Genomic DNA, 24,013 nt, shown 5'->3' with positions numbered 1-24,013 from the left:
ATGAGTAAGAAAATAATTTTATTAGCCGATGATGACAGGGACGACGCAGAAATGTTTTGCGAAGCGTTGGCTGATATAGATGAAAGTATTATTTGTCATTGTGCAGAAAATGGGGATCAAGCATTGAAAATGCTAAATAGTCATGATAAAACTCCTGAAGTTGTCTTTTTAGATTTAAATATGCCTATTATGAATGGATGGGAATGTCTGAAACGATTAAAATCGGAAGAGCGTTATAAAGATATTCCGGTAATTATGATTTCTACTTCTTCACATAAAAATGATATGGAAGCTGCCGGCAACCTTGGTGCATTCTGTTATTTTGTGAAGCCAAATAATTTCAACGATCTAAAACAAGTGTTGGGACTGATTACCTCAAATCTTGAAAACGGATTAAAAGAACCGCTTTCCAATCTGGAAAAGAACCAATACCTGCATCTTTTTCTTTAGAATTTAAAAATACTTTTCAATTCAGATTTTAAAAACGTATGAATTTCTTTTATAAATAAGAATTTCAAAACGATGTATTTGTGTTTTTTAATTATTTGATTATGAGCGATTTGTTTTCTTATTAAAAACGCTTTTTCAATTAATTTTAAAAAAAACCAACTTAAACTTGACTAATTCGGTAGAATTAATATATATTTGTATCGAAGAAAATTTATAACATGATACTTATCCAGAAAGACTGAGGGAATAGGCCCAATGAAGTCTTAGCAACCTGTTGCCGAATAAGGTGCTAAATCCTTCCGCTACAAGCGGGCAGATAAGAAAGATTTCTCCGTAAATCTGTTTAAGATCATCTAACCAAATCTTTATTAATATGAAAGCTGAATCAATTGTATATGTCGGTTATGAGCTCTTGAATTCCATTTTTGAAGAAAACGCCTTTGCTTTTTTCTAAATGCTAAAACAATAGTTTATTCCAGATTCTCTTTGTAAAATAAAATACTGCCAATGACTTCTGACATTGGCCTGAAATTCTTTTGTCTAATCTTAAAACTAAATATAAAATGAAAAAAATACTGTTAGGTTTCGCTTTATTTCTTGGGGCTCTTCAAACTCAGGCTCAAGAAAATAATTTACAATTGAAAGGAACGGTTGCTGATACTGTAGCGCAATACGTTTACTTGCAGAAATTTCACAATAAGATGTTTACCACGATTGATTCGGCAAAAGTAAAAGACGGAAATTTTAGTTTTAAAACGAAAGTAAAAACGCCAGATTTATACGGATTAAGCGTAAATACAGAAAGCTCGCCATTGCATATTTTTCTAGAAAAAAATCCGATTACAGTAAAACTGAGTCCGAAGAAATATTACACAACATCTGTGGTTGAAGGTTCTGCTTCTCAGGATTTGTTTGAAGCCTATAAAAAGAGCAAAGATGTAGAAATCAGTAAATTCATAACAGAAAATCCAAAATCTATTGTTTCTGCTTATGTATTGTACAGAAACTGGTCTTACAGATTAACACCTGAACAGATTACACAAAATATTGCTTTGCTAGATAAAAGTCTTCAAAGTACCACTTACGTGAAAGAATTAAAAGAACTGGCTATTGTTTTAGACGGATTATCGGTAGGTAAAAAAGCCCCAGATTTTACAGCCAATGATCCTGATGGAAAGCCAGTTCGACTTTATGATAACTTAAAAGGCTATACTTTAATTGATTTTTGGGCTTCATGGTGCGGACCTTGCCGAAGAGAGAATCCAAATATTGTTGCGGCTTACAAAGAATTTCATGACAAAGGATTCAATATTGTCGCAATTTCTTTGGATAAAAAGAAAGAAAACTGGATCAAAGGAATTAAAGACGATAATTTAACCTGGACGCATGTTTCTGATTTGCTTTTCTGGAACAGTGCAGTTGCCAAATTATATGGTGTAAGAGCCATTCCTGGAAATTATTTGGTGGATTCGAAAGGAGTAATCGTTGCGAAAAACCTGTATGGAGAAGAATTGCAATCTACATTGAAAAGACTTTTAGAAAATAAAATTTAAAAAAGAAAAGCGCAATCTTGTCTTTCAGATGAATGATAAGATTGATAAGAAATACAAAAAATACAATATTAGTTAATTTAAAATGACAAGGATATGAATGCTATTGAGCCAACAACAAAACCAACAGAACCTGAGTGTTACTTTTCTAAATTTAGAGAAAATACAGTAGGAATTGATCATACTTTCGAATCGGTTTACGGAGAACAGAATCTAGTTTATGCAGACTGGGTTGCCAGCGGAAGATTATACGCCCCGATCGAAGATATCATGCTTAATAAAATTGGTCCCATGATTGCCAATACGCATTCACTTTCAAGTCAGACAGGAAAAACTTCTACTTACGCCTATCAGCATGCGAGAGATATTATTAAAAAATCGGTAAATGTCAATGAATCTGATGTTTTGGTAACAACAGGAAGCGGAATGACGGCTGCTTTATCCAAATTGCAGCGTATCATGGCGCTTCGAACAAAAGCTGAAGAAGATAGACCAGTGGTTTTCATCACACACATGGAGCATCATTCCAATCAGGTTTCTTGGTATGAAACGAATGCAGAAGTGGTTATTCTGCCACCCGATGAAAATAATTTGGTTGACCCAAAAGCTCTTTCGTCAGCAATAAAAAAATATGCCGACAGAAGCTTAAAAATCGGTTCGTTTACAGCTTGTTCAAATGTTACAGGAATTATTACGCCTTATCACGAATTGGCCAAAATCATGCATCAAAACGGCGGACTTTGTTTTGTAGATTTTGCGGCTTCGGCGCCGTATGTTAAAATTGATATGCATCCGGAAGACCCAGAAGAACAATTGGATGCGATTTTCTTTTCTCCGCATAAATTTTTAGGAGGGCCAGGAACTTGCGGTATTCTGGTTTTTAATGAAAAATTATACCAATCTGATTTTCCAGATAATCCAGGTGGAGGAAATGTAAAATGGACCAATCCGTTAGGAAAATATTGTTACAGTGATGTGATAGAAGTAAGAGAAGATGGCGGAACTCCAGGATTTCTGCAGGTTATTAGAACGGCATTGGCTTTAGAATTGAAAGAGCAAATGGGCGTGGAGAACATCAAAAAAAGAGAAAAAGAATTGCTTGACCTTTGTTTTTCAAGACTTCAAAAAATACAAGGCTTGTCTATTTTAGGAGATTTGACCACTGAGCGAATTGGCTGTGTCTCGTTTGTAATTGAAGATATTCACTACAATCTGATTGTAAGACTTTTAAACGACCGTTTCGGAATTCAGGTTCGCGGTGGCTGGTCGTGTGCTAGTACTTATGCTCATTATTTGTTCAATATCAACGAAAAGAAATCGGCAGAGATTACAAACGAATTATTGCAGCGAAATCAGACCAATAAACCGGGTTGGGTACGTTTGTCATTGCATCCAATTACAACCAATGAAGAGCTTTTGTATATCTGCGATGCCATTGAAAAAGTGGCTCATAATTATAAAAAGTGGAAAAAAGATTATGTATATAATTCGGTTTCAAATGAATTTGAAAATCCCGAAATTAAAGATACCATCGCAAGAGAAGTAAATGAATGGTTTAAGTTAGATTAGTTAGTAGTAAACCTAACAGGTTTTGAAAACCTGTTAGGTTTTTAGTATAAAGTCCAGATTCCGTTTGATAAAGATTTGGAAATGATAGTCCTAAAAAGAGAGCCACACTGATTAATGCACTAAACTCATACTTTGTAATGCATCATTATTATTTCTGGCAAAATTAGTTTTATTCTATCTGATGAATACACTTTCGCCCATTCAATGATCTATTTAATGGATACTGTAAATTGAGATAATTATACGCCGACAATTACATTTTGATTTCTTTCTAAAATTGCAATGATCATCTGATTGTTGCAATTTTTTTTGCTTCAAAGCCTTAAAAATTGTTCCAATTTATAAAATGAAACAATTTTGAGTGTTTGTACTCTAAAGTCTTGAATAATAATTGTTTAAATTTATATCAAAATAATTATCGCAAAAGAACAATTTCAGATTTTACGCCGTGACTTTTTTATAGAAAGATTTCAAGTTTTACCGAAAGGTTTGTTGAAGAATATTGATTACAATTCCCAAAAATTAAAAATTAAATCAATATAATCGGATGTGTTATTGGCAATTAAGAGTTTCAAATTTAAAACATTTGACTCTTGTCTTATTGTGCTGCTGTAACTTCAATTTTGCTCAGCAGGATACCAGCAGTCTTGCATCTGCAAAAAAAATAAGACTCGATGAAGCAATTTTATTAGGAATTAAAAATAACCGGCAATTAAAACTGGCAAATGCTGATTTGGCTATTGCTAACGAAAATGTCGGTCAGGCAAAAATTGCAAAAGCGCCAAGAATAAGTTTGAATGGCGGATACAACTACATCGGAGATCCTAAACTCTATGAAGGATTTTATGCCAGAAATGTCACCGTAGATTATTACGATCATCAGGCTTTTGCTAATATTATTTCTTCACTTCCAATTTACGCCGGAAATGCCATTAACACCAGAATCAATCAGCAGGAATTAATTAGTCAAATGCAGGAATCTGCTGTTCGAATGACTGAGGCAGACGTTAAAAATGCCATTACAGAACAATATTTCACACTCGAGAAATTGTACCGCCAGATTGAGGTTACGAAACAGAATATCATCAATACTGACATTCGAATAAATCAGCTGAAATCGCGTGTAAAAAACGGTCAGAATCTGACAAGTGACCTTTTGAGAACCGAACTACAACAATCTAATTTTAAGGTTTCGGTTTTTAGAAGCACCAATACCATTCAGCTTATCAGCAATTATCTGGATATATTAATCGGTTTCCCGACCAATACAATTCTGAAACCTGAAGTGACAGAAAGCATGATTCCGACAGAAAATATGAACCTGCAAGAAAGTTTGGAAGAGGCTTTTCAAAACAGAGAAGAAATAAAAAGGGCAAGTATAAGAATCAAATTGTCAGAATCTTCGCTGAGTTTGACCAAAAGCGGATTTAAACCCAATTTAAATGCAAACCTCATACTGAATACAGAATATCCGGCTCAATGGCCCAATTATGTCAATATTCTGAATTACTGGGCAGCGGGACTTTCTTTAAACTGGGATATTTCGAGTTTTTATAATCTGAAACATCGGATAAATGGTGATAAACTGGAAATTGATAAGAGCAATATCGCTCTAGAAGTTACCAAAGATCAGATTACGACAGAAGTAAAAAATGCATTTGTCAGATATGCTGAAAGTAAAGAAAACATCAAAACCTACAAAAAAGATGTCGAGCTGTCAATGAGCAATTATAAAATTGTAAAAAGCCGATATGATAATGATTTTGCTTTAATCAGCGAGATTGTAGATGCAGAATTACAGTTAAATAACTCCAGAATTTCACTTGTAAACGCCAATTTAGATTTAATCATTCAATATTATTCACTTCAATATGCAATGGGCAAACTTTAAAATTTCTTGTTATGAGCGAAGCAGATACACAAAACGGAGCAGTTAAGAAAAGTGAAAAAAAGAGAAACAGCATTCTTACGCTACTGTCTTTTGTTTTTTTACTTGCAGGAGGGGTGTGGATTTTAAGTTTGTTCTTTGATTTCAGCTCTTACGAAACTACTAATAATGCTCAGGTAGAAGCTTACATCAATAACGTTGCGGCAAGAGCGACTGGCCATATAAAAGAAATTCGTTTTGAAGCCAATCAGCAGGTGCATAAAGGCGATACATTGGTTGTTTTAGACGATTCAGAATATATCATCAAAGTCAAACAAGCAGAAGCTGATTTGGCTATAGCCGAAGGAAATCTGCATTCGCTACAGCAAAATATAACCACTTCGATTTCTAATCAGGCTTCGGGAAAAGAAAAATTGGCGGGAGATTTGGCGAGTTTAGAAAAAGCACAAAAAGATTATCAGCGTTTCAAGAATATGTATGCCGATTCGGCTGTGACGAGAAATCAATATGATCAGGTTATTTCCAAATTAAAATCGGAAGAAGCTTATGTAAAGGCGGGCAGAAAAGGTCTAGATGCCAGCAGTTCGATTACCAAACAGAGTTCGATTAATCTTGAAGCTGCCACAGCAACTGTTGCGAGAAAGAAAGCAGATCTTGATGCAGCAAAATTGCAGCTGTCTTATACGGTTATATTGGCTCCCGCTGATGGTTTTGTTGGCGAACGAAATTTGTCTATTGGCGAATTAATCAATGCCAATCAAACCATTGCTACAATCGTACTGACTGAAAAATTATGGATTTCAGCGAATTTTAAAGAAACTCAAATCGAAAAAATAAAGCAAGGACAAGAAGTGACCATTACAATTGATGCGTTAGACGGAAAAGAATTTAAAGGAAAAGTTGCTGGTTTTTCTCCAGCCACAGGAGCCAAATTCTCTATGGTTGAACCCGATAATTCGACTGGTAATTTTGTAAAAATCACACAGCGTATTCCAGCGAAAATTGAATTTGAAACTCCAACAAAAGAGCTTCAGGAAGTAAGACCAGGAATGAATGTAACAGTTGAAGTAAAAAAATAAGAGATGTTTGCAGGAAAAAAAAGGAGCGTTTTTACATTGGCAGGATTGTATATCCTGACGATTCCTTTTTTTAACGGACTCAATGTCACAACTTATGATAATTCGCAGATATTAGGACATTTCGGACCTTCTACCACGGCTTTTAGTTATGCGGTTTACATTCCCATTTTTGCAATGTTGGCTTTTTTGCCTTTGGGTTTGAAATTAGGAAAACAAATTAAAGTTCGAACCATGATTTTATCGGTTTCGTTTTTGTCTCTGCTTTTCAATACGGCATCCTTGTTTGCGCCCACTATTGCTTGGTTTGTTTTATGCCGTTCGCTTTTGGCAATTGTTTCCATTATCGGAATATTTGCTTCGATGGTGCCCATTTTGTTAAAATACAATCCAGCTTTAAATATGGCTTTGATGTATGGAATTTTTCAGTTTATTCAAAAAGGGAGCCAGCATTTGTATCAGTATTTAGGAGCACATTTTGTGAGTTTTCATAATTGGACGTTTGGAATTTATTTTCTGAATGTCAATTTTTTAATCTGTATTATTCTGGCTTGGTATTTTTACAGAGCCGATGTGGCGCCTCTCAAAACCAAATTTCAATTTGATTGGAGAGGCTGGATTATACTGATTCTATTTTTTACGATTATCCTTTTTTTATGTGCCGAAGGTCAGACCAGAAATTGGTTTAATGATCCTAAAATAACATTAGCTTCAGCAGTTTTGTTTATCGTGGCAGGAATCTATTTGCTTCATGTTCGTTTTACGGAAGAACCATTAATTAATCCGGATGTTTACAAATTTAAAAATGTGATTCCCGGTGCATTTTTAATGTTTTATATAGGAATAATGAATGGGACAGGAAGCGTTGTAACGGGCTATATGACCAATGTTTTAGGTTTTGATCCTGTTTTGGGAGCGGTAACGCATCTTTCACTTTTAATTGGATTATGTATTTCAATTCCGCTTTCGACTTATCTTTTATACAAACGCATTTATCTCGCTACGATTTGGGTCATTGGTTTTGCCTGTTACGGAATGTATCACATAATACTTTTTTTCAGATTTTATCCAGGAATTGATGCATCTGATTTTTATCTGCCATTAATTTTTAAAGGGTTAGGAATGGGATTTCTTTTCCCTGTTTCGCTGCTTTACATTTCAGAGGGAATTCCTCCGTTTCTAAGCACATCGCGCATGATGACTGGAATTATTGCTCAGGCAGTTTTTGCTTCTTTGTTGGGAAGTGCTGTTTTAGGAACTTTTATTTCGAACATGAATGTGCAGCATAAAACTGGTCTGAGCCAGCAGCTGAGTCCGATAAATAAACAAGCCGAAAATCAGTTGGAAAATTCAAAAAGGCAATTTTTATATATGGGTTTATCAGATGCCGAAGCACAGAAAAAAGCTGAGAAGAGTCTTTCTAATCAAACCTCGCAAGCCTCAATATTATTGGCTTATAAAGATATTTATCTCGTCATGTCAGCAGTCTGTTTTCTGCCCATTTTCATTATACTGATTTTCAAACTTTGGCGTAGACCAATTGGAAGAGTTGAAGTAGAGCCGATTCCGATTTGAAGATGAAAGATGAAAGATGAAAAATGAAAAATGAAAGATGAAAGATGAAAGAAGCAAGAGTAAAGAAGTAAGAACATAGATTTTTTCCGAGGTTTCGGGATTGGAATTTAATATTTGAAATTAACATTATGATAGTAAAAAAAGATCGTTTTTTATATCGCTTTTGGACTCAAGAAAAAGGGCTCAGCGGTATGTTGATATTGCTGTTTATCATGCATTTCATTATCATTCCTTTTTTCGGCAGTTATACACGCTTTGTGGTTGCTGTTAATATATTTTGGATGCTGTTTCTCTTTGCTGGAATTTTGGCATTATCCAAACATAAAAAACAGGCTCTAATTATTTCAATAATTCCATTTTTATTCATTGTAACACAATGGATTAATTATTTTGAACATAATATTTTTATTCTCTTTGCCGACCTTATTCTTTCTATTGCCATCATGCTTCTGCTAATTACTTTGGTTTTAATAAAAGTTCTAGAACCTGGTCCGGTCACAACTTATCGCATTGTGGGTTCGATTGTAGTTTACATGCTGTTGGTTCATTTTTGGTCAACCCTTTATTTATTTCTTTTTGAACATATTGAAGGTGCTTTTCAGATAACCGAATCGAAATTTACAAGCAATAGCGATTTGGCTAGTTTTATGTATTTCAGTTATATCTGTATCACTTCAACAGGTTTTGGGGAAATAGTGCCTCTTCATCCTTTGGCTCGATCCCTAGTTCAGATTGAAGTGCTTACGGGCGTTTTGTATCCAGTAATCTTAATTGGAAGGTTGGTTTCAGATGCCAATTTCTCTATTAATGAGACTGAGAAGAAGCAAGATTAGAGAAGCAAGAGTAAGGAGTTAAAGAAATCACTTACCATTAACAATTCACAACTCAAAATTTCCATTCACCATTAAAATAATAACCATGAAAACAACTTATTCGAATAAAAAGAAAGAACTCTTTGATACTATTTTGCAGTTATTTTTCATATTTCTCCTTGTCGGGTTTTGTCTTAAATTGCTGTTGCCTTTTTTTATGCCTATCCTTTGGGCTATAATACTGTCTGTTGTATTTTATCCATTGTTTAATTCATTGCAGCGAATATTAAAAGGACGTAAAGCATTGGCATCGGTTGTCATTACTATTTTGATTATTGCCATTATGGTGGTGCCTCTTATTTATTTCCTGAAAGCGGCGACTGGCAATTTTTTGGAACTGAAGGACAGCTTTGAAGCAGGAACGCTTAAAATTAGTCCACCGGGACCTTCTATAAAGGAATGGCCGATAATTGGGAAGCCTCTTTACGAGTTTTTGCTAACGATGTCAACAGATTTGGAACAAGGCGTTGTTAAATATCAAGATCAGATTAGAGAATTGTCATCTAAAATTATGGCAAGTATTTTGAGTTCTGGTGCTGCATTTCTGCAATTTATACTTTCGGTTATTATTGCTGGAGTTTTATTAGTATCGCCAGGAGGTAAAGCTTTCTTTATGAAATTCCTTAAAAAAATTGCAGGAAGTGAAGCTGAAGAAATTATGACAATTTCTGTTTCAACAATTTATCAAGTGGTTAAAGGCATTTTGGGTGTTGCCGTTATTCAGACTCTGATCCAGGCCATCGGATTATTTATGGCTGATATCCCTTATGCGGGAATATTGACCTTGATTTGTTTGATATTTTCTATTTTACAAATTGGACCCATTATAATTAATATTGGAGTTATTATCTATCTTTTTTCAACAGGAGATTCTGGCCATGCTGTTTTTTGGACTGTGTTTTTTATCATCAGCGGACTTTCAGATAATGTTTTAAAGCCGCTTCTATTAGGTAAAGGAGCGCTTGTGCCAATGCTTGTAATTTTTCTGGGTGTAATTGGCGGTTTCATCATGTCAGGTTTCATCGGATTATTTGTCGGACCAATTGTGTTTTCAATAGGATATAAATTATTTGTAGCATGGTTAGATGATAATCCCGAGCCCGTTGAAGAACCTGCAGACGATATTGAAATTGTCTAAATTGTTGATGGTTGATGGTTAGCTACGAATTGTCAATCGCTGATATGTTTTTGCATAGCCCCTAGTTTCAGCTAGGGGTTTTCGGAATCGAATATCGTTATTATTTAGACTAAAGCCTTTTTGTGCAAATTTTGTGTATCTCCCTATAGATAGACGCAATTGATTATTTAGAAAGTTTTACACTTGAATTAACAATTCACAATTTATAATTCACAATTAAAAGAAGTATTTTTGCAGGATTATAATTCCAGCAAATGAAACGTTCCGGCACGGCAGATCTTCCTTTACATTATGGACATGTTCCATTATGGCTTGCTGAGCGAATGTCTAAACTTGGTTTTGCCATTGTGGAAACCATTGCTATAGAATTTTCTACTGCTGAAGTTATTAGCAAATTAAGCAATCCGTTTTGGTTTCAGAGTTTTGGAGCTGTAATGGGAATGGATTGGCATTCGTCTGGAATTACAACTTCGGTGCTTGGAGCTTTGAAAAAATCGGTTAATCCGCACTCAAAAGAGTTGGGAATTTATATTTGTGGAGGAAAAGGAAAACATTCTATGGCAACGCCACAAGAACTCTTATTTGTGGGAGAAAAAACAGGCCTCGATGGAATCAATCTTGCCAGCTGCAGCCGACTTACGGCAAAAGTGGACAATACCGCCATTCAAGACGGATTTCAATTGTATCAGCATAATTTTATTGTCGATAATAAAGGACAATGGGCTGTTATCCAGCAGGGAATGAATCCGAATTCTAGAACTGCCAGAAGATACCATTGGCACTCGCAAGATTTAAAATCTTTTATCAACGAACCGCACACGTTTATTTATGGCGAAAATCAGGGTTCGATTTTAAATCTTACAGCCAATGCCGCAACAAAATCTCGCGAAGGTATTTTAGAATTGGTAAAAGAATCGCCAGTTAAAATCATAAAAGAAATGCAGCATCTTTCTATGCCCGCGCACCATGATGTGAGAATGGAAGATGTGAATATGAAAAGATTGGGCGCCATGCTTTGGGCTACGCATGAAAATAAGCCCGAAGATTTTGAAGAACTGTTGCTCTTAAAAGGAATGGGGCCGAGGGCTTTGCAATCTTTAGCTTTGGTAAGCGAAATCATTTATGGAACTCCAACACGATTTGAAGATCCAGCACGTTTTTCATTTGCTCATGGAGGAAAAGACGGACATCCCTTTCCTGTTCCCGTTAAGATCTACGATGAAACTATTGATACGTTGCAAAGAGCGATTAATCGCGCCAAAATCGGAAATAGCGATAAATTAAGTGCCATTCAGAAACTATCTGAGATTTCGCGGAAAGCAGAAGAAAGTTTTACGCCGAATTCTAATTTTGATGCTCTTATCCAGAGAGAACGAGAGGAATCGTACAAGTATGGCGGAAGAACCGTTTTTGGCGATGCAAAACCTCCTAAAAAGAAACCTATAAACCCAAACAATCAGCTGGAATTATTCTAAAAATTATAATTTTCTATCAGCCTTTAGTTATATAAAAATCCAATAATGTCACAAAACGAAAAATCAATTTATACTTTACAATTCATTTTACTTTGTTTGAGTTCTTTATTATTTTCATCAAGTTTTAATATGATGATTCCTGAACTTCCTAATTATTTAAGCAGTCTTGGAGGAGCAGAATACAAAGGGCTTATTATCTCATTGTTTACATTAACAGCTGCGATTTCGAGACCTTTCAGTGGTAAGCTTACCGACAAATGGGGACGTGTTCCTGTTATGGCAATAGGTTCTTCGGTATGTGTGGTATGCGGATTTTTGTATCCGATTTTGAGTTCTGTTTCAGGGTTTTTATTACTTCGTTTGGTTCATGGTTTTTCAACAGGATTTAAACCAACCTCGACATCGGCTTATGTGGCAGATATTATTCCGCAGCACAGATGGGGAGAAGCTCTCGGAATGCATGGATTATGTTTTAGTATTGGAGGTGCACTAGGACCTGCGCTGGGAAGTATGATTGTAAATAATTATGGAATCAATGTGATGTTTTACACTTCGTCATTTTTGGCTTTCTTTTCAATTATAATCGTAATGAACATGAAAGAAACTCTTAAGTCGAAAGAAAAATTGAACAGATCAATGTTCATTATAGGAAGAAACGATATTGTAGATAAAAATGTGTTTCCTGCGGGAATTATTACTTTTCTTTCGTACACTGCTTTCGGACTTATTTTAACCTTAATTCCAGATTGGAGTGAGCATTTGGGAGCGACAAATAAAGGTATATTTTTTACAGCTTTTACGGTAGCTTCGGTTATGGTGCGTTTTGGGGCAGGAAAAGTTTCAGATAGACATGGCCGACCAAAAGTGATCATGGCTGGATTAATCATAACTTCGATTGCTCTTTTTATAATTAGTTCGGGAAGAGATATTGAGATGTTATTGATTGGAGCTGGAATTTATGGAGTTGGGACTGGTATTTTGTCTCCAGCAATTAGCGCATGGACCATAGATATGAGCAATCCTGAACATAGAGGGAAAGCGGTTGCCACTATGTATATTTCGATGGAACTCGGAATTGGATTAGGAGCGCTTTTGGGTGGAACTTATTATAATGATCAAATCAATCGCATACCGCAAATTATTAGATTTGATATATTGGTGCTAATTTTAGGAATTGTATATCTTACTTATTGGGCGAAAAATAGAAAGAGAATTAAAGTATGATTTTAATAGATCTTTATTCTTTTCGAATATTTAACTGCACTTTAAAATTGCCGTAATAAGGATTTTTGGCCATTAAAGAATGGCCAATTACCAAAATATGAGTTCCTTTTTGTTGAAGCGGGATTTTCAAGTCCATTCCAAAAGGGCCATCTGAGGTTTTATCAGGAAAAATAATTTGATTAAATCGGATGTTTCCTTTTCCTGCATCTGGAACAATTTGAGCGTTTAATTCACCCAAAACTTCATTTTTGAATTGAACATACACTTTTGAATTCAGAGAATCTAAATGGCCTTCAGCTGAAAACACATTTTCTTCATTTTTGAAATTCATAGCAATAGTATCGCCTATTTGTTTATTTTCCTGCTTTTCTTTTTGAACAACAGGTTTTGTAGCGTCAGCAGCAGTTTTATTATTTTCCTTCTGCTGACATGAAAAACAGAAAATTGACATTAGAAGTATATACCAATTTTTCATAGTGCTATTTTTAGTTCATCATTTCAAAGCTTCCTGGTTTTTCTTCGTTCTCATCATATTCTCCTGCAAGATTATCATTTAAATCTTCTTCTTCTTCCCAGTCATTTTCGTCATATTCCGAGTCGAAATCATATTCAAGATTATCTTCCAATTCTCCTAGTTCTAGATTGTAGTGATTAGAAGCTGTCAGCCTATTGTTATAATCGCCTTCCAGATAATCATCATAATTTAATAATAGCTGTTCCTCGTAAGAATTCATTTCTAATCCAAATTCGTCTGACATGTAATTTTCTGATCTCATATTAAATAAGTTTTAAAGAATAATTGTATCTAATTCTGTATTAGATTATTCTAAAATTACATTCTAACACGGCTAATTGTTTTATATAATTTTCTAACAGTCTTATCAAATTTTCATTTAACCAAAAAAGGCAAGGGCAAGAAGATTGAAAAAATATAAATTGGTTCTTTTTCCAACTATAATTCTGGCTATTCAATATTATTAAGATTAATCATATTGATATTTAAAAAAATGCTTTACGAAATCCTTTGCGCTTGTTTTAACTACATCATCTTTTGGTTTTTAACACTAAAAATGTTTAATATTGTGTTTTTGATCCTCACTTTTTATTGTTAAATGTCTGTTTACCGCAAATATGCTGATCATATTTTATTGAATCTTCTTAAGGAAGATGATCAATTAGCGTATACAGAAATTTTTGAGAGATATTCCAGACTTTTAGTAAATCATGCTTACAAAATGATTGGGAATCAGGATGAATCAAATGACGTTGTTCAAGAAGTGTTCTTATTTATTTGGAACAAACGCCATGAGCTGGAAATTACGGGTTCTCTATCTTCTTATTTGTACAAAGCAACAAAAAACAAAATCCTTAATCATATTGCTCACGAAAAAGTAGTTTCGCGTTATGCTGATTCGATTTCGAATTTTATAGAAAGCGATTATGTTTTTGCTGATTCTAAACTCAGAGAAAAAGAATTAGAAGCAATTATTGAAAGCGAAATAGCCTTACTTCCTGAAAAAATGCGTGAAGTTTTTCTTTTAAGAAAAGTAGAAGAACTTTCGTATGATGAAATTGCCTTACAATTAAATATAACCGACAAAACAGCTAAACAGCAAGTTTATAATTCGCTGAAAATTCTTCGTGGAAAACTAAAATCGGCCCTAAATGTTTTCATTTGGTAATTTTTTCTTGTTCTTTTTGTTAAAATTTAAAACAAAATTTACTTCTAATAACCTCATTAATAAAGAGAAACTAACGTTTTGATGAATTTATTAATGATAAATTAATATTTTTTTGATTTTCATCTATGACAAAACCCATTTCTAACTGTCTTACTATAAAACGAGACAAAATTTCGTGTTGTAATTATGAATGAAACTGAATTTCTAGAACTGCTTAAAAAATATCAAAATGACACTTTATCTAATGAAGATAGAGGTAAACTTGATGCGTGGTATTTACATAAAGCTTCAAATAGCAAGAGACAGCTTAGCGAGTACGAACTGGCAGATAGTTACGAACATTTGAAATCGAGGCTTCCGTTGGCTCAAAAAACAAAAGTGATTAATATTTGGCCGCGTGTTGCCGCTGCAGCATCAATTATTGTGCTGTTAAGCGCTGGAATATTCTATTTTGTAAAATTGGAAACGGCAGCAAAACAAGAAAATATTCAGATTGTTGAAAAGGCAAAAGAAATTGCTCCAGGCGGAAACAGAGGGATTTTGACGCTTTCTAACGGAAAACAGATTATACTTTCTGATATTTCTTCGAAAGATATCATTGCTAAAGAAGATCAAGATGAGGTAACTATAAAAATGGATGCCAATGGAGTGATTACTTATGTTATAAATCCAGATGCGGATACTTCAAAAGAAAATGGCAATTCATTTAATACACTATCTACGCCAACTGGAGGGCAGTATAATATTGTCTTAGCAGACGGGACAAAGGTATTTCTGAATGCCGTTTCGTCTATCAAATATCCAACTCAGTTTAACGGAGATCAAAGAGTCGTAGAATTGGAAGGAGAAGCTTATTTTGAAGTTGCTAAAGATAAAAGCAAACCTTTTATAGTAAAATCTGACAAACAGACCATTGAGGTTTTAGGAACACATTTTAATGTACATGCCTATAATAATGAAGCAGCTGTAAAAACTACATTGTTAGAAGGAAGTGTTGCGGTTTCTTCTAAAAATCAGAAAGCAATTTTAAAACCGGGCCAGCAGTCTAATATAAGTGATAATGCTAAAATTGCCATTAGAGAAGTTGATACAGAAGCGGCAATAGCTTGGAAAAATGGCCGATTTAAATTTGATAATGCTGATTTGAAATCGGTAATGAAACAGCTGGAACGCTGGTACGGAATTAAAGTAGAATACCGCGGCGATGTCTCAGACGTGAGATTTAACGGTGGTACTTTTAGAAATAAAAATTTGTCTGAAGTATTAAAAGTGCTTGAGCTTAGCAATATAAAATTTAAGGTCGAAGGAAAAACGATTACCGTCTATCCGTAAGTCTTTTATTTAACCGATTATATTGAGTTTATAAACTAAAAAACCAGAGGCAGTTGCGATGCTTCTGGTTGTTTAAAAAGTTTATAGCCAATATAAGTTGTCCACTATTGTTTAACTATAACTAATGTAAATGTATGAAATTAAATTTACAACCAAAAAAACCTTACAAAAAACTTAAAAAAAAGATTCCAAAAGTTAGTTTTCTGGCTTTATTAAGTCTTCTGTTTACTTTGTTTTGCAGTTATAAGAGCCAAGCTCAGACTATTACTGTCAATTTTAAAGACGCATCGCTTGAGACGGTATTAAAAGAAGTGGCCAAACAAGCTAATTATGAAGTTTTTTACACTCAAAAACTGCTTAAAGATGCTAAACCTGTTACGATTAATGTAAAGAATTCTTCATTGAAGGAAACTTTAAATCGGATTTTTAGCGGTCAGAATTTAAAGTTCAATCTTGCGAACCAAACTATAGTAGTGACTGGTTCAAAAGATAAAGCCGAGAACTTGGGAAACGAACTGATCGATATACGAGGAAAAGTACTAAACAATAAAAATGAACCTTTTCCGGGAGTAACAGTTACGGTTTCTGGAACTAACAGAGTAAGCATAACCGATTTTGATGGTAGTTTTTCTTTTGATAAAGTTTCATCAAGTGCTGTTCTTGAATGTTCTGGACTAACTATTGAGAATAAATCTTTTGGGATTGCAGGACGCACAGAATTAACACTCATTGTTGAAGACAAAGTGGCTGCCATGAAAGAAGTTGTGGTAACGGGTTTTCAGACAATTGCCAGAAGTAATTTTACTGGGGCTATTGGTAAGGTTGATGAAAAGGTGTTAAACGAAAATATTAATGGCAATTTATCTAGTGCGCTTGAAGGCCGTGTAGCTGGTTTGATGTTTCAAAAAAATCCAAACGGACTTGGATCTGATCAGCCAATATTAAGAGGTATCGGTACTTTTTCTGCAGATGTGGGTTATAGTCCGCTTGTAGTAATAGATGGTCTGCCAACAGAATTAACATTGGATGAAATTAATCCGTATGATATTGAAAGTGTAGATGTTCTAAAAGATGCAGCAGCAGCTTCTATCTATGGTTCAAGAGCGGCAAATGGTATTATTGTATTAACTACCAAAAAAGGAAATGGTAAGTTAAAAGTGACGGTAAACTCAGATTTCTTTATTTCAGATAAACCAAATTTGAGAGATATGAACTATGCCTCAACAAGTGATCTGATTGATTTTGAGCAGGCGGTTTACAATAGAGAAAGAGCAAGATTTGCTGATACTGCAACCATGTTTAGCAGTTACGGAGATATTGGAAACAGCAGTACAAAATATTACAGTCCGCTTTATCAATTAAACAGAAATCTGGAAGAGGGAAAAATCGATAATGCCACTTATAACAGTACTCTTGCACAATGGAGAAAGAATGATTACAATAAAGATTATCGCGATAATGTTTGGCAAAATGAATTTAGACAGCGTTACAATATCGCATTTTCGGGCAGTACAAGCAAACAGAATACGTATGTGTCTCTTAATTATGATGAATCTAAAAATCGTATAAAATATAATACTGGACGTGCATTCAATCTTTACGCAAAAAGTAGTTTCCAGATAAATAATTGGTTAAATGCAACATTTGGAGTAAATGGAACCTACAGCAATGACGATGTTACAGAATATGATCTTGGCAATTACGACATTCAAAAACGATACGAACGTATTACAGATGATAACGGAAATTTAGTGCAATCTTCATTTGCATCAATTAAAGATGGATTTACCTCTAGTGGAGCTCTTAATCCGGCTATGGTTGAAAAACTTGCAGGTTTAAGCGGTTTTAAATCTTTTAATTTTAATGTTTTAGATGCGCTTAAAGAAGGTATTGAGGAGCAAAATTCATTAAGCCTAAGAACTTTCGCTAACGTAAAAGCTAAATTATGGAAAGGTCTAAGCTTTAATACACAATTTCAATATGAAGTAAGAAAAAATGATAGAGAACAATATCATGATGTCAATTCTTATAGAATGCGTTATGCTATCAATGCTTTAACAGGCTATAATCCGACTACAAATGCATACACTTACGTTGATGGCTTTTCTACAGGAGGAAGATACAAACAGGCAAGCAGTCAGGCAAGTAATTATTCTTTTAGAAATCAATTAGATTTTAATCAAGAGTTTGCAGAAGGCAAGCACTCAGTTAATGCGTTAGTTGGTACAGAAATGCGCGAAACTTTTGTTCCAAGAAGCATAGAGCAACTTCGATATGGGTATGATCCTGTTACACTTACTTCTGCAGTATTAAACAATCTTGCACTTAGCCAAACGGGAGTTTCTAGTTATATTTTTGGGAATAACAGAACACTTTCAGCATTAGGCAGAACACAGCAAGAAATCCTTCACCGTTACTTTTCTATTTTTAGTACTGCCAGTTATACTTATTTATCAAAATACAACCTTACGGGAAGTTACCGAGTAGATAGAGCAGATTTGTTTGGAGTTGATCCAAAATATAAAAACCGTCCATTATGGTCCGTAGGTTTAGGCTGGAATATCAGCAATGAAGATTTTATGAAAGAGGTTAAATGGGTAAGTATGTTAAAATTGAGATCAACTTATGGTATAAACGGAAATGTTGATCAAAATACAACACCTTATATTACTGCTACAAGAAGAAACGATAACCTGTATCAATCTTTACAATATACAAATATTACGGCTCAGCCAAATCCGATGTTAAGATGGGAAAAAACACAAAGTACCAATATTGGTGTAGATTATAGCTTATTTAGAGCTAAATTAAACGGTACAATTGATGTTTATCACAAATACAGCAGCGATTTATTGGCGACTACAGATCTTGATCCTACTGTTGGTGCTTTGTCAAGAAAAATCAATGCAGGAGCTCTATTAAATAAAGGTATAGAATTTAGTATTGGTTCTGAATGGTATAATAACGGTAATTTCCGCATTAATTCTAATTTAGTTTTTGCCCACAACAAGACAACCGTTAAAAAAGTAACAAGAGCTGAATCGACAGCATCGGTATATGTTTCTTCGCCAACCAATTTTTTTCTAGAAAATGAATTATTTAATAGCATGTATGCTTACCAATACGGAGGAACAGTAAATGGTTATCCTTACGTTTTGGATGAAAATGGAAATCCTTCTATAACTTTTGATGAAAACGGAAATCCAGTTTCTACAAGTATAAAAACAATTACCAATGCAGATGCCTTAGTAAATGTGGGAACTTTAATGCCAACTTACACAGGTTCATTATCTCAGCGTTTTTCGTATAAACAATTCGATTTAAATTTTCTGTTTGTTTTTTCGGGAGGAAACGTAATGCGTAAAGAAACCTTAGATATGAGTTCTGATGCCGTAAATCTTTCTGGTATCACAGATCGTTATACTGACACGAATAGAAATGACAATACTCGTTTGTATGTTGATTTCGCCGAAAATATTAGAAATTATGCGGGAACAATAAGCAGCCAATGGAGAAACTCAACCGCAAATGTTGTAGATGGCGATTATATTAAATTGAGAAATATTTCTTTGGCTTACAATCTTCCTAAAGCTTTTGCAACTAAAATAAAAATGGCGTCTGCAAAATTTACTTTTCAAATGAATAATATTTGGTATTGGAGTGCAGCTGGTAATCGTATTGATCCAGAGGTTTATAGCCTAAATTCTGGTACGCGTAATTTACCATTGCCAAAAACGTATTTACTAGGTCTTAATCTTACTCTTTAAAAATGAAACAGGTTTATATACTATTATTGTCTTTGATGATGTTAACGATTTCATCATGCGAAGAATACACTGAAATAACACCCAAAGGCGCTTTGGTGATCGAAACTCCTCAACAATTTCTTGAATTAGTGTCGCTGCCAAATAGAGGGTATCCAATCAATAACTTTCAATATTTGTCAGATGACCAATGGATGAGAGAAGCCAACGTGATAGGAAGAACTCCAAACATCGACATCATTAATTTTACTTTTGATGAAACTATAGACAGGGTTTCTTTATTCACAGCTTCAAGTTTTTATAATCAAGCTTATACTTATATTAATAGATGGAATACTGTTATTTCGTTGGTTGATGATAGTAAAGGAGATGAGAGCATAAAGCAATTAGCCAAAGCCGAAGCTAAAATTTATAGAGCGTACGATCATTTCTTATTAGTAAATACGTATGCTAAAGCTTATGATCCGCAAACCGCTGCGACTGATGGAGGAATTTGTATCATGGATAAATTTGATCTGGAAGCGCAGCCTTCAAAATCTACTGTTGCTCAGGTTTACGATTTTATACAGAAAGATATAGAAGATGCGTTGCCATATTTGAAGGAAAAACCAATGGATGTTTATCATCCTTCATTGGCATTTGCCTACGCATTTAAAGCTAAAGTACATTTGTTTAAACGCGAAATTGCGGCGGCACAGGCTGCGGCAGAAAAGTCATTGAGTTATAACAATCAGATATTTGATATGGTTGCTTACAGCGCAAAAGGAGGGCCAACATCAGTGGCTGTTCCAGCTGCAGACAATATTGAAGTTCTTAGTTATATGTACATGACAGGTTATAACGAAATGAATTTTGCGCAGAGCTATATTATTAGCCCTGAATTGAGAACTTTATTTGGAACAAATGATGCTCGTTTTAATTTGTTTTTCAATTCTACGAGTACAACCAATTTAGATCAGGGTTCGAATACTGCTTATTGGGGAGTTCAATATACAAGGTTTTTTTATCCAACAGTTGGCATGAAGACTACTGAAGTATATTTAATGCTAGCAGAATGTTATGCCAGAGACAATAAATTAAACGAAGCAGTAGGAGTTTTAAATACTTTAAGAGCAAAACGTATTCTATCTGGCACAGTAAATTTAACGGTTCCTGCAACTAGAAAAGAAACTATGGAATTGGTGGTGAACGAACGCAGAAAAGAACTGCTTTTAGGATTTAATAGGTTTTTTGACCTAAAGCGATTAAATACAGAAGCAGAATACGCAAAAACAATAACAAGAGTATTTCCAATCGTAAACAAAACAGTTCCTCAAAAGACTTATACATTGCAGCCTAACTCAAGATTGTACATTATTCCGTTTCCTTTATCGGCACTGACAAAAAATCCAAAGCTTACTTTAAATACAGACGAAAAAGTTCCGTTTTAATTTCAATGAAAAAGTTAATTATAATACTAACCATGCTGTCTGCTTGGCAGCATGGTTTTGCTCAAACCCCAGAAAAAAAAGCCGATAGTACCAGTACACAGCCCAAAGGCATGCAGGCTTATAATAAGGTAATAACAGATAAAGCAAAAAATAAATCAGGGCTTTTTACTGTAAGCCAGGTTGATACTAAATATTATTTTCAGATTCCAGACAGCTTGTTTAATAGATACATGCTAGTGGTAACACGATATTTATCTACTCCAGAAGGAATGGGAGCTTTTGGAGGAGAAAAAGCCAACGAACAAACCATTTATTTTGAAAAAGGAGCTAATAATACGGTTTATTTGAGATCGCTGCAATATAAGCAAGATGTACGTTCGGCTGATTCAATGTTGGCAAAAGCATTGGCTGGAAGTAATGAAAACCCAATTGTAGGGGCTTTTGCAATAAAGACAACTAATCCAGATAACGGAAATATTGTTATTGATGTAACAGATGCATTCAAAAAAGACAATCCGATGTTTTCTTTAGAAAGCAAAGAGAAAACAGAAAAAAAACTGACTTCTCTTGCCGATGATAAATCTTTTATTGAGGCTATTGATACCTATGCAATCAATATCGAAGTGAAAACCACAAAAACGTACACAAGCAGTACTGCAAGCAGCGGAAGCATAACCATTAGATTAAATACATCTATTGTATTATTGCCTAAAACACCAATGCGCAAACGCTTTTTTGATGAAAGAGTGGGATACTTTGCCAACAAATATGTCCTTTTTGATGATGACGAACAACGCGCACAGAAGAAATTTATCATTCAAAGGTATCGTTTAGAGCCAAAAGAGAAGGATATTAAAAAATATCTAAAAGGCGAATTGGTTGAACCAAAAAAGCAAATAGTTTATTACATAGATCCAGCAACGCCAAAAAAATGGAGACCATATTTAATTGCGGGAATCAACGACTGGCAGAAAGCTTTTGAGGCCGCTGGTTTTAAAAATGCGATTGTAGGGAAAGAATGGCCAGAAGACGATAAAACAATGAGTCTAGAAGATGCAAGGTATTCTGTAGTAAGATATTACGCTTCTGAAACGCCAAATGCGTATGGGCCTCGTGTGAGCGATCCAAGAAGCGGTGAAATTATAGAAAGCCATGTTGGTTGGTATCATAATGTGATGAAATTAGTGCAGCGCTGGTATATGATTCAGGCTGGACCTCTTGACGCGAGAGCAAGAAAAATGCATCTGGATGATGAATTAATGGGACAATTAATCCGTTTTGTTTCTTCGCATGAAATAGGTCACACTATTGGTTTACGCCATAATATGGGAGCAAGTAATGCTACTCCAGTAGAAAAACTTCGTGACAAAAAATGGGTAGAAGCCAATGGCCATACCGTTTCTATTATGGATTATGCCCGCTTTAATTATGTGGCGCAGCCAGAAGACAATATTAGTCCAAAAGGAATTTATCCGCGTATTGGAAGCTACGACAAATGGGCGGTTCAATGGGGTTATGGATATTATCCAAATGCGAAGGACGAGTTTGAAGAAGAAAAAATATTGGCGAAATTAACTACTGATAGTTTAGCTGCTAATCCTAAATTATGGTTTGGCGGAGAAGGTAAAGATGAAGATCCGCGCAGCCAAAGAGAAGATATCGGTGATGACGCAGTAAAGGCAAGTGATTACGGAATAAAAAATTTAAAGCGCGTTGTGCCAAATCTTATCGAATGGACCTATCAGCCTAATGATGCTTACGATAATTTATCGGACATGCACAAAGCGGTGGTGTCACAATATAGTATCTATTTGTACCATGTATTGAAATATATCGGTAATAATTATGTGACCAAAAGAACTGTAGATGAAAAAGGTGTTGTCTATCAGCAGATACCAAAAGCAAAAGTAAAAGCCGCGATTGACTATGTCGGAAGACAATTGTTTGTAGCTCCGCTATGGATGTACCCGCAGGAAATTGATCAGCTTATTTCTTTAAAAACAGCTGATCAAATTTCAGATCAGCAGAATCAGGTTTTAAATATGCTTTTAAGTCCAGGCATGCTGTACAATATCAGTCTTAAATCGATCCAGTTTGAAAATGCTTATACAGTTCCTGAATTTTTAAACGATTTGCAGCAGACAGTTTGGGTGAAATTTACAGGCGATGAAAAGCAGGATTTTTACAGAAGAAGTTTACAGCGTGGTTATATTGAAAAACTAGGCATGCTTTTATTGCCAAAAGAAGCAGAACCCGGAAAAGCCTTAAATGCAGCTCAGCGAAGCGATATTAGATTGTATGGGAAACAGCATCTTTTAAAATTAAGAGATGAAATCAAAAAATTAGAAGATGCTTCTTCAGGATTCAATAAAGACCACTTCGAAAGCATTTTAATCGAAATCGATAAAATCGTTAATAAATTAGATAAAACCGCGATATGAAAAAAATATTAGTTGTAGCATTGATTTGCTTAAGTACTCTGGCTCAGGCACAATTAACGTCAAAAGAAGAAGTGACTCCAGAATTGGTGCAAAAAAGAGAAGAGCAAAAGAAAGAAATTACAAAGAGTTATTTAGCTTTAAAGAATAGCTTAATACTTTCGGATAGCCTTGTTGCCGTTAAAAGTGCTGTGGCTTTGACGAATTCTTTGAAAAACTTCAAGTTTAAAAAATTAACGTTGGAGCAAATGAACATTGCTACAATTTCAAGAAAAGAAATTATAGAATTGGCTAATCAGATTGCCGTGACAAAAAACATTAATAAACAGCGCAAGATTTTTGAGACTCTTTCAGTAAAGTACTGGGATCAGGCTTCAAAGTTTAAAGCAGCAGATGAAACATTATATTTACAAGTCTGCCCAATGACTGGCGCAGTTTGGACAAGCGATAGTAAAGAAATCAAAAATCCATATTATCCCAAAAATATGCTTACCTGTGGTGAAGTAAAAGCAACTTTATAGTTTTTTTAATTTGAATTAGTTTGATAGAT

Annotated in this window: 18 protein-coding genes and 1 riboswitch; of the genes, 16 read left to right on the top strand and 2 right to left on the bottom strand. The window is 34.7% G+C overall.

What is annotated here, in order from left to right:
* From BLP44_RS12425 to BLP44_RS12380, 10 genes are all read left to right on the top strand, one after another.
* The gene (locus BLP44_RS12425; RefSeq protein WP_091133323.1) at nt 1–450 is read left to right on the top strand and encodes a response regulator; all 450 of its coding nucleotides are present in this window, start codon (nt 1–3) and stop codon (nt 448–450) included.
* A gap of 222 nt (nt 451–672) precedes the next feature.
* Nucleotides 673–773, top strand: a riboswitch (SAM riboswitch).
* 240 nt (nt 774–1,013) lie between these two features.
* Nucleotides 1,014–2,003, top strand: coding sequence for a TlpA disulfide reductase family protein (locus BLP44_RS12420; RefSeq protein WP_091133321.1), 990 nt, complete (start codon nt 1,014–1,016; stop codon nt 2,001–2,003).
* Between the two features lie 93 nt (nt 2,004–2,096).
* A complete protein-coding gene (locus tag BLP44_RS12415) occupies nt 2,097–3,569 on the top strand; it encodes an aminotransferase class V-fold PLP-dependent enzyme (protein ID WP_091133319.1) in 1,473 nt (490 codons plus the stop codon).
* Between the two features lie 586 nt (nt 3,570–4,155).
* On the top strand, nt 4,156–5,460 hold the full coding sequence (locus tag BLP44_RS12410) for a TolC family protein (RefSeq protein ID WP_170830235.1): 1,305 nt from the start codon (nt 4,156–4,158) through the stop codon (nt 5,458–5,460).
* A gap of 11 nt (nt 5,461–5,471) precedes the next feature.
* Nucleotides 5,472–6,536 carry an HlyD family secretion protein gene (locus tag BLP44_RS12405; RefSeq protein WP_091133315.1) on the top strand — a complete coding sequence of 355 codons (1,065 nt, stop codon included), beginning with the start codon at nt 5,472–5,474 and terminating at the stop codon, nt 6,534–6,536.
* Between the two features lie 3 nt (nt 6,537–6,539).
* Nucleotides 6,540–8,108, top strand: coding sequence for an MFS transporter (locus BLP44_RS12400; RefSeq protein WP_091133313.1), 1,569 nt, complete (start codon nt 6,540–6,542; stop codon nt 8,106–8,108).
* 128 nt (nt 8,109–8,236) lie between these two features.
* Entirely contained in the window at nt 8,237–8,941 is a 705-nt protein-coding gene (locus BLP44_RS12395; RefSeq protein ID WP_091133311.1) for an ion channel, read from the top strand.
* A gap of 85 nt (nt 8,942–9,026) precedes the next feature.
* The gene (locus BLP44_RS12390; protein ID WP_066033938.1) at nt 9,027–10,118 is read left to right on the top strand and encodes an AI-2E family transporter; all 1,092 of its coding nucleotides are present in this window, start codon (nt 9,027–9,029) and stop codon (nt 10,116–10,118) included.
* Nucleotides 10,119–10,372: 254 nt separating this feature from the next.
* Nucleotides 10,373–11,593: a DUF763 domain-containing protein gene (locus BLP44_RS12385; protein WP_091133310.1), complete on the top strand. Its 1,221-nt coding sequence runs from the start codon at nt 10,373–10,375 to the stop codon at nt 11,591–11,593.
* Between the two features lie 45 nt (nt 11,594–11,638).
* Nucleotides 11,639–12,817 (top strand): MFS transporter, encoded by a 1,179-nt coding sequence (locus tag BLP44_RS12380; protein WP_066033940.1) that lies wholly within the window; start codon nt 11,639–11,641, stop codon nt 12,815–12,817.
* Between the two features lie 13 nt (nt 12,818–12,830).
* Here the strand turns inward: BLP44_RS12380 and BLP44_RS12375 are convergent, their stop codons facing one another.
* Both BLP44_RS12375 and BLP44_RS12370 read right to left on the bottom strand, forming a co-directional pair.
* Nucleotides 12,831–13,292 carry a hypothetical protein gene (locus BLP44_RS12375; RefSeq protein ID WP_091133308.1) on the bottom strand — a complete coding sequence of 154 codons (462 nt, stop codon included), beginning with the start codon at nt 13,290–13,292 and terminating at the stop codon, nt 12,831–12,833.
* A gap of 10 nt (nt 13,293–13,302) precedes the next feature.
* Nucleotides 13,303–13,593, bottom strand: a complete 291-nt coding sequence (locus tag BLP44_RS12370; RefSeq protein ID WP_008468434.1) for a hypothetical protein — start codon at nt 13,591–13,593, stop codon at nt 13,303–13,305.
* Between the two features lie 336 nt (nt 13,594–13,929).
* On the opposite strand from BLP44_RS12370, the gene BLP44_RS12365 reads away from it, so the two are divergent.
* The 6 genes from BLP44_RS12365 to BLP44_RS12340 all read left to right on the top strand — a co-directional run bounded on the left by BLP44_RS12365 (nt 13,930) and on the right by BLP44_RS12340 (nt 23,984).
* Entirely contained in the window at nt 13,930–14,499 is a 570-nt protein-coding gene (locus BLP44_RS12365; protein WP_066033942.1) for an RNA polymerase sigma factor, read from the top strand.
* Nucleotides 14,500–14,685: 186 nt separating this feature from the next.
* Nucleotides 14,686–15,831, top strand: coding sequence for a FecR family protein (locus BLP44_RS12360; protein WP_091133305.1), 1,146 nt, complete (start codon nt 14,686–14,688; stop codon nt 15,829–15,831).
* 134 nt (nt 15,832–15,965) lie between these two features.
* The gene (locus BLP44_RS12355) at nt 15,966–19,598 is read left to right on the top strand and encodes a SusC/RagA family TonB-linked outer membrane protein (RefSeq protein ID WP_091133304.1); all 3,633 of its coding nucleotides are present in this window, start codon (nt 15,966–15,968) and stop codon (nt 19,596–19,598) included.
* A 2-nt stretch (nt 19,599–19,600) separates the two neighbouring features.
* Entirely contained in the window at nt 19,601–21,025 is a 1,425-nt protein-coding gene (locus BLP44_RS12350; protein ID WP_066033944.1) for a RagB/SusD family nutrient uptake outer membrane protein, read from the top strand.
* A gap of 5 nt (nt 21,026–21,030) precedes the next feature.
* A complete protein-coding gene (locus BLP44_RS12345) occupies nt 21,031–23,466 on the top strand; it encodes a zinc-dependent metalloprotease (RefSeq protein WP_091133302.1) in 2,436 nt (811 codons plus the stop codon).
* Complete coding sequence (locus BLP44_RS12340; protein WP_091133300.1) at nt 23,463–23,984, top strand: DUF3347 domain-containing protein; 522 nt, start codon at nt 23,463–23,465, stop codon at nt 23,982–23,984. Before BLP44_RS12345 ends, BLP44_RS12340 begins: the two co-directional genes overlap by 4 nt.
* Nucleotides 23,985–24,013 lie beyond the last annotated feature (29 nt).

The sequence above is a fragment of the Flavobacterium anhuiense genome, assembly GCF_900101855.1.
Lineage (GTDB): Bacteria > Bacteroidota > Bacteroidia > Flavobacteriales > Flavobacteriaceae > Flavobacterium > Flavobacterium anhuiense.
The sequence above is the reverse complement of the archived record's forward strand: the minus strand, read 5'-3'. Positions and strand labels throughout refer to the sequence as shown.